This is a genomic window from Amycolatopsis minnesotensis (assembly GCF_039529815.1).
GTDB lineage: Bacteria > Actinomycetota > Actinomycetes > Mycobacteriales > Pseudonocardiaceae > Amycolatopsis > Amycolatopsis minnesotensis.
In genome coordinates, this window is sequence record NZ_BAAANN010000021.1 from 162034 (window position 1) to 170688 (window position 8655).

7 protein-coding genes are annotated in these 8655 nt (G+C 71.9%); 4 read left to right on the forward strand and 3 right to left on the reverse strand.

Annotated elements, in window-relative coordinates:
• Window positions 1-92: 92 nt before the first annotated feature.
• Genes ABD256_RS25765 through accA form a run of 3 tightly spaced genes read right to left on the reverse strand, consistent with a single transcriptional unit; the run spans window position 93 to window position 3632 of the window.
• Window positions 93-1436: an acetyl-CoA carboxylase biotin carboxylase subunit gene (locus ABD256_RS25765; protein WP_344423998.1), complete on the reverse strand. Its 1344-nt coding sequence runs from the start codon at window positions 1434-1436 to the stop codon at window positions 93-95.
• Complete coding sequence (locus ABD256_RS25770; protein WP_344424001.1) at window positions 1433-1948, reverse strand: acetyl-CoA carboxylase biotin carboxyl carrier protein; 516 nt, start codon at window positions 1946-1948, stop codon at window positions 1433-1435. The genes ABD256_RS25765 and ABD256_RS25770 overlap by 4 nt, the downstream gene beginning before the upstream one ends.
• On the reverse strand, window positions 1920-3632 hold the full coding sequence (gene accA / locus ABD256_RS25775) for a carboxyltransferase subunit alpha (protein WP_344424003.1): 1713 nt from the start codon (window positions 3630-3632) through the stop codon (window positions 1920-1922). The genes ABD256_RS25770 and accA overlap by 29 nt, the downstream gene beginning before the upstream one ends.
• A 133-nt stretch (window positions 3633-3765) precedes the next feature.
• Here accA and ABD256_RS25780 point away from each other — a divergent pair, with 133 nt between their 5' ends.
• From ABD256_RS25780 to asnB, 4 genes are read left to right on the forward strand one after another with little or no spacing between them, the layout of a single operon-like run.
• Complete coding sequence (locus tag ABD256_RS25780) at window positions 3766-5049, forward strand: beta-ketoacyl-[acyl-carrier-protein] synthase family protein (RefSeq protein ID WP_344424006.1); 1284 nt, start codon at window positions 3766-3768, stop codon at window positions 5047-5049.
• Window positions 5046-6248 (forward strand): ketosynthase chain-length factor, encoded by a 1203-nt coding sequence (locus tag ABD256_RS25785; protein ID WP_344424010.1) that lies wholly within the window; start codon window positions 5046-5048, stop codon window positions 6246-6248. The genes ABD256_RS25780 and ABD256_RS25785 overlap by 4 nt, the downstream gene beginning before the upstream one ends.
• Window positions 6249-6263: 15 nt before the next feature.
• The gene (locus ABD256_RS25790) at window positions 6264-6527 is read left to right on the forward strand and encodes an acyl carrier protein (protein ID WP_344424013.1); all 264 of its coding nucleotides are present in this window, start codon (window positions 6264-6266) and stop codon (window positions 6525-6527) included.
• Window positions 6527-8359, forward strand: coding sequence for an asparagine synthase (glutamine-hydrolyzing) (asnB, locus tag ABD256_RS25795; protein WP_344424016.1), 1833 nt, complete (start codon window positions 6527-6529; stop codon window positions 8357-8359). The genes ABD256_RS25790 and asnB overlap by 1 nt, the downstream gene beginning before the upstream one ends.
• Window positions 8360-8655: the final 296 nt, after the last annotated feature.

Below are 8655 nucleotides of genomic sequence, written 5' to 3' on the forward strand. Positions count from 1 at the left end.
CGACGGTCGAGAATGCGGCGTCAGAGTCCCGGACGACGGCCTTCAGGGACCGCGCACATGCCTCCGCACCCGGCCGACGCGGGGCGACCCGGTCATCTCGATACGCCGAGATCCCCGGTCTGCGCGGAAAACGCGGGATCGGCGAGTACGGCGGCGAGGTAGCCGACCGTCGTCTTGACCCCGTCACCGGAAATGCGGAACTCGTCCAAGGCGAACATGGCCCGCTTCAACGCGGTTTCGCGGTCCGCGCCCCAGACGATGAGCTTCGCGATCAGCGAGTCGTACGCCGCCGGGATGCGGTAGCCGGGGTAGACGTGGGTGTCGAGCCGGACGAACGGTCCGGTCGGCGGGCTGAACTCCCTCAGCACGCCCGGCGCGGGCGCGAAGTCGCGGTCGGGGTCCTCGGCGTTGATGCGGCATTCGATGGCGGCGCCACGCGGCCGGATGTCCCGCTGGGTGAAGGGGAGCTTGCCGCCCGCGGCGATGTGCAGCTGCTGCCGGACGAGGTCGATGCCGGTGACCATCTCGGTGACCGGGTGCTCCACCTGGATCCGGCAGTTCACTTCGAGGAAGTGGAATTCGTGCGCGGAATCGACGAGGAACTCGACGGTGCCGGCGCCCTCGTACCCGACCGCGAGCACCCCGCGCACGGCGGCTTCGCTCATCCGGTCGAGCAGTTCGCGGGGCAGGCCGGGTGCCGGGGTTTCTTCGATCAGCTTCTGGTGCCTGCGCTGCGTGGTGCAGTCGCGTTCGCCGAGGTGCACCGCGTTGCCGTAACGGTCGCACAGCACCTGCACCTCGACGTGCCGCGCGTCCGGCAGGTACCGCTCGACGTACACGCGCCCGTCGCCGAAGAGGATCTGCGCCTCGGTCGTGGTGGCGCGGAACGCTTCGGCGAACTCGGCCGCCGTGCGCACCACCGTGATGCCGCGCCCGCCGCCGCCCGCGACCGCCTTGATCACCGCGGGGTACCCGATGTCGTCGGCGATCCGCTTCGCGTCCACGAGATCGCGTGCGGGCTCGATGGAACCGGGCAGCAACGGCACCCCGGCCGCCGCCATCGCGGTGCGCGCGAGCGCCTTGTCGCCGAGCCGGTGGAGCACGTCCGGTCGCGGGCCGATGAAGACCAGCCCGCTTTCCGCGCACGCGGCGGCGAAGTCGGCGTCCTCGGAGAGGAACCCGTACCCGGGGTGGATGGCTTCCGCCCCGGTCATCAGCGCGGCCTGGATGACGGCGGAACCGTTGAGGTAGCTTCGCTTGGGCGCGGCGGGCCCGATGTGCACGACGCGGTCCGCGAGCCTGGCGACGGCGGGCTCGGGATCCGCGCTGGAGCGCACGCCGATCACCCTGATGCCCATTTCCCGGCAGGCTCGCGCGACGCGGACGGCGATCTCGCCTCGGTTCGCGACGAGGACCGTGGAGAAGCCGTCCGTCATGACGTGATCGGGGCCAGTTCGAACAGGGGCTCGTCGAACTCCACCTGTTCACCGTCGGTCCGTAGCACCGCCACGATGGTGCCGCCTTGGCCGGCTTCCACCGGGACCATCAGCTTCATCACTTCGAGCACACCCACCTGCTGGCCGGCCTTGACCGTGTCACCGACCGCGACGAACGGTTCGGCACCCGGTGCGGGCGCGCGGTAGAACACGCCGACGGTGGGCGCGCCGATGTGGTGCTTCACCGGCGCGGCAACCGGCTCCGCGGTCGCGACGGGCCGTTCCGCGATGGTCTGCGGGCCGTCCCAGGCCAGTTCGATGGCGATCCCGCCCGCGCGCACGGTCATCGAGGACGGCGGCCTGCCGTGCGTGGCCAGCAGTTCCCGGACGGTGTGCGTGGCCTCGACGAGCAGATCGCGCACGGTGGGTTCGGTGCTGGGGGCGATCAGCCAGGCGTCGCCGAGCTCGTCCACCAGCGCGCGGTCACTCCGCACCGCATTGTGGTTGTCCATTGTGGAGCGTCCTTTCCTGGTGGGATGGGGCGCCGAAGCGGCGGAACCGCGCGTGCCGCCGGTCGGCCAGTTCGGCGGCGGTGAGCCGGGTCAGCGGTGCCAACGCCGCCGACACGGCGGCACGCAGCCGGTCGGCGGCAGCACGGTGGTCGGCGTGCGCGCCGCCTTCGGGTTCCGGGATCACACCGTCGACGACGCCGAGCCGCAGCAGGCGCTTCGCGTGGAGGCCGAGTGCCGCCGCGGCACCGGGCGCGGCGGCCTTGTCGCGCCACAGGATCGCGGCACAGCCTTCGGGGCTGATCACCGAATACACGGCGTCGGCGCACATCAGCACGCGGTCCGCGAGCGCGAGGGCGAGCGCGCCGCCGCTGCCGCCCTCGCCGGTCACCACGGCAACGACCGGGACCGGGAGCTTCGCCAGCAGGCGCAGGTTGTCGGAGATGGCCTGCGCCTGCCCGTTCTCTTCGGCTTCGAGACCGGGATGTGCGCCGGGGGTGTCGATCAGGGTCACCACGGGCAGGCCCAGCTTCGCGGCCAGGCGCATCAGGCGCGCGGACTTGCGGTAGCCCGCGGGCGAGGCCGAGCCGAAGTTCGCTGCCGCGAGCTCGGCGGCGGTGTGCCCCTTCTGGGTACCCAGCGCCACGACCGGTGTGCCGCCGAGCCTGGCCAAGCCGCCGAGCAGCGCCGGGCAGTCCTTCGACAGCCGGTCGCCGCGCAGGGCGACGAACTCGTCGAAGGCCGTGGCCAGGTAGTCGGCGGTGGTGGGGCGCCGGATGTCGCGTGCCCGGAGCACGGCGTCCCACGGATCGCGGTCGGGCAGCTCGCCGGGATCGGTCACGAGCGCGGCGGGGGAGCCGTCCTCCGGCGCCACGGTGCCGGTGGCCAGCCCGAGCAGCCGTCCGAGCGTGCCGCGCAGCTCGGCCCGCGGGCAGATCAGGTCGACGAGGCCGCGCCCGGCGAGGAACTCCGCGGTCTGGAAACCCGACGGCAGGGCACGGCCGATGGTCTGCTCGATCACCCTCGGGCCCGCGAAGCCGAGCCTGGCGCCGGGTTCGGCGATCACGATGTCGGTGCCGGTGGCGTAGGACGCGGCGACACCGCCGAACGTCGGGTCGGCGATCACCGACACCGTGAGGAGCCCGGCTTCGTCGAGCCGGTGCAGCATCTGGCTGGTCTTCGCCATCTGCATGAGGGACAGCACGCCCTCCTGCATCCGCGCGCCGCCGGACGCGGTCACGATCACCAGCGGCGTACTGGCCGCCAGCGCCCGTTCGCCCGCGACGGTGACCAGTTCGCCCGCCGCGGCGCCGAGACTGCCGCCGAGGAACCGGAAGTCCATCGCCGCGCAGGTCACCGGCGTACCCGTGACGGTGCCGGTGGCGACGACGACGGCTTCGTGCAGGCCGGTTCGCTCACGTGCGCGTTCCCGGCGCTCCCGGTAGGGGACGACGTCGACGAACTCCAGCGGGTCGGTGTCCGGTACCCGGTGTTCGACCACGGTGACCGAGCCGTCGTCGAACAGGGTGCGCACCCATTCCACCGCGGTCATCGGCAGGTGGGCGCCGCAGTCGGGGCAGGTCCGCCACGACCGGGCGAGCCGCCGGTGGTGCAGCACCGCCCGGCAGCGCGGGCACAGCTCCCACCGCGCCACTGGCGCGTCCTCGAGATCCACGGTGCTCGACATCCACCCGCCCTCCGTCGGTGCGGCCCGATCTTCACCGAGCCCGGTCGCCGCGGCTTCGAGCGGTTTTCGAGTCGTGGCGCGGTCGAATCGTGGCCGAACCCGGCTCGACGGGCGCGGCGCAGCATTTCACCCCGTGACAGCCTCAGCGCAGAACGGAGCCCGCCGGGTCGCGGTGACCGGGATCGGTGTCGTCGCACCCGGCGGCATCGGCACGAAGCCGTATTGGGAACTGCTCACCGCGGGGCGCACCGCCACCAGGGCGATTTCGTTCTTCGACGCGAGCCAGTTCCGGTCGAGGGTCGCCGCCGAATGCGATTTCGACCCGGCCGCGGCCGGGCTCACCCAGCGGCAGATCCGCCAGTGGGACCGGACGACCCAGTTCGCCGTCGTCGCGGCGCGGGAGGCGTTCGGCGACAGCGGTGTGCTCGACGGCGCCGACCCGGAACGCACCGGGGTGATGCTCGGCTCCGCGTGCGGGATGACGCAGAGCCTCGACCGCGAGTACGCCGTGGTTAGCGATGAAGGCCGCGCGTGGCTCGTCGACGAGGCGCACGCGCTGCCCTACCTGTACGACTACTTCCTGCCCTCGTCGATGGCCGTCGAGATCGCTTGGCTCGCCGGGGCGGAGGGACCGGTCGGCATCGTGTCGACCGGCTGCACCTCCGGGATCGACGTCGTCGCGCACGCCACCGATCTGATCGCGGACGGTTCCGCCGATGTGATGATCGCGGGCGCTTCGGACGCCGCGATCTCACCGATCACGGTCGCCTGCTTCGACGCGATCAAGGCGACGACGCCGCGCAATGACGAACCGGACACCGCGTCACGCCCGTTCGACCGCAGCCGCAACGGTTTCGCGCTCGGGGAGGGGGCCGCGGTGTTCGTGCTCGAGGAGGTCGAGCGCGCCCGTCGCCGTGGCGCGCACGTCTACGCCGAGATCGCGGGGCACGCGTCCAGGTGCAACGCGTACAGCATGACCGGGCTGCGTTCGGACGGGCTGGAGATGGCGGACGCGATCAGCACGGCACTGGACCGGGCCAGGGTGGCGCCGCAGGACGTCGGCTACGTCAACGCGCACGGCTCGGCGACGAAGCAGAACGACCGGCACGAAACGGTGGCGTACAAGCGGAGCCTCGGCGACCACGCGTACCGGGTGCCGGTCAGCTCGATCAAGTCGATGATCGGGCATTCGCTCGGCGCGATCTGCTCGCTCGAAGTCGCGGCGAGCGCGCTGACGATCGAGCATTCGGTGATCCCGCCGACCGCGAACCTGCACGAGCGTGACCCCGAGTGCGATCTCGACTACGTGCCCGTCACCGCGAGGGAGCACCCGGTCGACGTGGTGCTCTCGGTCGCCAGCGGGTTCGGCGGCTTCCAGAGCGCGATCGTGCTGACGAAGCCGGGACGCCTGGCATGACGGCGCCGGTAGTGACCGGGATCGGCGTGGTGGCGCCCAACGGCGTCGGCGTCGCGGACTACTGGGCGGCGACCCTGCGCGGGGAGAGCGGGATCGCGCGGATCACCCGGTTCGATCCGGCGGGTTACTCGGCGCAGCTCGCCGGACAGGTCGACGTGGACGCGGCGGCCGCGTTGCCGAGCAGGCTCCTGCCGCAGACGGACCACATGACGCGCCTGGCGTTGCTCGCTGCCGACGAGGCGCTCGCCGACGCCGGCGCGGAACTCGGTGACGGATTCCGGGCGGGTGTGGTCACGGCGGCGTCGGGTGGCGGGTTCGAGTTCGGGCAGCGCGAGCTGGAGAACCTGTGGCGCCGGGGCGGCGCGTACGTCAGCGCCTACCAGTCGTTCGCCTGGTTCTACCCGGTGAACACCGGGCAGATCTCGATCCGGCACAACCTGCGCGGTCCCGGCGCGACGGTGGTCGCCGAGCAGGCGGGCGGTCTCGACGCGCTGGCGAAGGCGCGCGGACAGCTCGCGGGCGGCGCCGAACTGATGCTGGCGGGCGGTGTCGACGGATCGCTGTGCCCGTGGGGCTGGCTGTGCCAGATCTCGTCGGGCCGGATCAGCACCGCCAGCGAACCGGGCAGGGCGTACCTGCCGTTCGACGAGGACGCCACGGGGTTCGTCCCCGGCGAAGGCGGTGCGCTGCTGGCGCTGGAAGACGCGGAGGTGGCGCGACGTCGTGGCGTCGGCGACGGCTACGGCCGGATCACCGGCTACGCCGCCACCTTCGACCCGCGTCCAGGGTCGGGGCGGGAGCCGGGGTTGCGCCGCGCCGTCGAGCTGGCGCTGGCGAGGGCCGGGACCCGACCGTCCGAAGTGGACGTGGTGTTCGCGGACGCGAGCGGGAACCCCGCCGCCGACCGGGTGGAGGCGCACATGCTGGCGGAGGCGTTCGGTCCCCGCGGGGTGCCGGTCGCCGCGCCCAAGACGATGACCGGCAGGCTGCTCGGCGGCGGCGCCGCGCTCGATGTGGCCGCCGCGCTGCTTTCGCTGCGGCATTCGGTGGTGCCGCCCGCTGTCCACATCGGACGTCCGAAGTACTCCGACGAGATCGACCTCGTCGTCGGTGAGCCGCGCGAACGGCCGCTGAGTACCGCGCTCGTGGTCGCCCGCGGCCACGGTGGTTTCAACTCCGCTCTGGTGGTAACGAAATAGGGAGGTGCTCCGGTCGTGGAGTACACGATGTTCACAGTGGACGATCTGCGCCTGCTGCTCCGCGAGTGCGCGGGGGAGGACGAGGCGGCCGATCTCGACGGCCAGATACTGGACACCGAGTTCGAGGAGCTCGGCTACGACTCGCTGGCGCTGTTCAACACCGTCAGCCGGATCGAGCGGGACAGGGCGATCACGCTGCCCGACGACGTGGTCAGCGAGGCGAAGACGCCGCGCAGGCTGCTCGACGAGATCAACGCCGCCGCGGGACGGCCGGCGTAGTGTGCGGCATCGCGGGCAAGGTCTCCTACGAGCGCGACCTCAGACGGGAACTGGCCACGGCGCGCGCGATGGTGGACACGATGTCGTGCCGCGGCCCGGACGCCGAAGGGCTGTGGGCCCGGCAGCGGGTGGTGCTCGGGCACCGCAGGCTGGCGGTGATCGACCCGGCCGGCGGCGCCCAGCCGATGACCGTCCAGGAGGACGGGCGCGTCGTCGCCGCGATCAGCTTCTGCGGCGAGATCTACAACTTCCGCGAGCTTCGCGCGTCGCTCGTCGCGAGCGGGCACCGGTTCCGGACGCGCAGTGATACCGAGGTCGCGCTGCGGGCCTACGTCGAATGGGGCGCGGCCGCGGTCGAGCGGTTCGACGGGATGTTCGCGCTGGCCGTCTGGGACGAGCGCACCAGCGAGCTGCTGCTGGCGAGGGACCGGATGGGTGTGAAGCCGCTGTTCTACGCCCGCACCGGGGACGGGGTGGTGTTCGGCTCCGAGCCGAAGGCGGTGCTGGCCGATCCGGTGGTGCAGGCCAGGGTGGACGCCGACGGCCTCGCCGAGGTGCTGGACATGGTGAAGACCCCGGAGCGCTCGGTCTTCCGCGGGATTTCCGAGGTGCGGCCGGGCCATCTTGTCACGGTTCGCGAGACCGGTCTCGTGAAGCGTCCCTATTGGACACTCCGGGCGCTTCCGCACACCGATGACCTGCCGACCACTGTGGACACTGTGCGCGGGGTGCTCGAGGAGGTGGTGACCGGTCAGCTCGTCTCCGACGTGCCGGTGTGCACGCTGCTGTCCGGCGGTCTCGACTCGTCGACGGTCACCGCGCTGGCCGCGCGGTCGCTCGCCGAACCGGTGCGGTCGTTCTCCGTGGACTTCACGCACACCTCGTTCGAACCGGATGCCGTGCGCGCCGATCCGGACGCGCCGTTCGCCAGGGACCTGGCGACCCACGTCGGGGCCGAGCACACCGAAATCGTGCTGGAGGCCGCCGAACTGGCCGACGAGGGCGTGCGCGCCGCGGTGCTCCGGGCGACCGACGCGCCCCCGGCGTTCTGGGGTGACATGTGGCCCTCGCTCTACCTGTTGTTCCGGGCGATCCGGCAGCGCGCGACGGTCGCGCTGTCGGGCGAAGCGGCCGACGAACTGTTCGGCGGGTACCGCTGGTTCCGGAACCCCGGCGCGCTCAACGCGGCCACGTTCCCATGGCTGACCTCGGGGTCCGCGCGGTACTTCGGCGGGCTCCGGCTGCTGGACCAGGGCCTGGTGCAGAAGCTCGACCTCACCGGCCGCCGCGCGGCGCGGTACCGCGAAGGACTCGCCGAGGTGCCGGTGCTGGCCGGGGAAGGTGAAGCCGACCGGCGGATGCGGGAGGTCACCTACCTGAACCTGACCCGGTTCGTGCAGACCCTGCTGGACCGCAAGGACCGGATGAGCATGGCGGTCGGCCTCGAGGTGCGCGTGCCGTTCTGCGACCACCGGCTGGTGGAGTACGTCTTCAACGCGCCGTGGTCGATGAAGTCGTTCGACGGCAGGGAAAAGAGCCTGCTGCGCGCCGCCGCGCGGGATCTGCTGCCGAAGTCCGTCGTGGACAGGGTGAAGACGCCGTACCCCGCGACCCAGGACCCCGGGTACGAGCAGGCGCTGCGCCGCGAACTGGCCGGCGTCCTCGCCGACTCCGACGCCCCGGTGCTGCCGCTGCTGGACGGCGAGCGGGCGCGGAAGATGGTGGCGGGCTCGGTGGGCGCGGTCTCGCGGCCCTACGACCGCGGCAGCCTCGAAATGGCGCTCTGGCTGAACCGCTGGCTGACCTCCCACCAGATCACCCTCGACCTGTGATCCCGCATGCCCTGAAGGTCGCAGTGATGATGCGCGCGCGTCGATTCCGGTGAGGTGGGTGGCGGAAGCGTGGAGCCGCGGGGGCTGGGTCCGTGAAGGTCGCCTTCGGGGAATCTGACGCCGCGATCTCGCCCCTCGCGGCGCGTGGCGTGGTGACGCCCTGAAGGTGCCCTTCGCGGCGTCGGATTCCGTCAAGGGCCCTTGGGTTCATGGGGTCGTTGCAACACCGGTTGTGATCGGAGGTTGTGATGGTGGTTCGGGCGCGGTTGCCGCGTGGTGTGCAGGTGAGGTTTTGG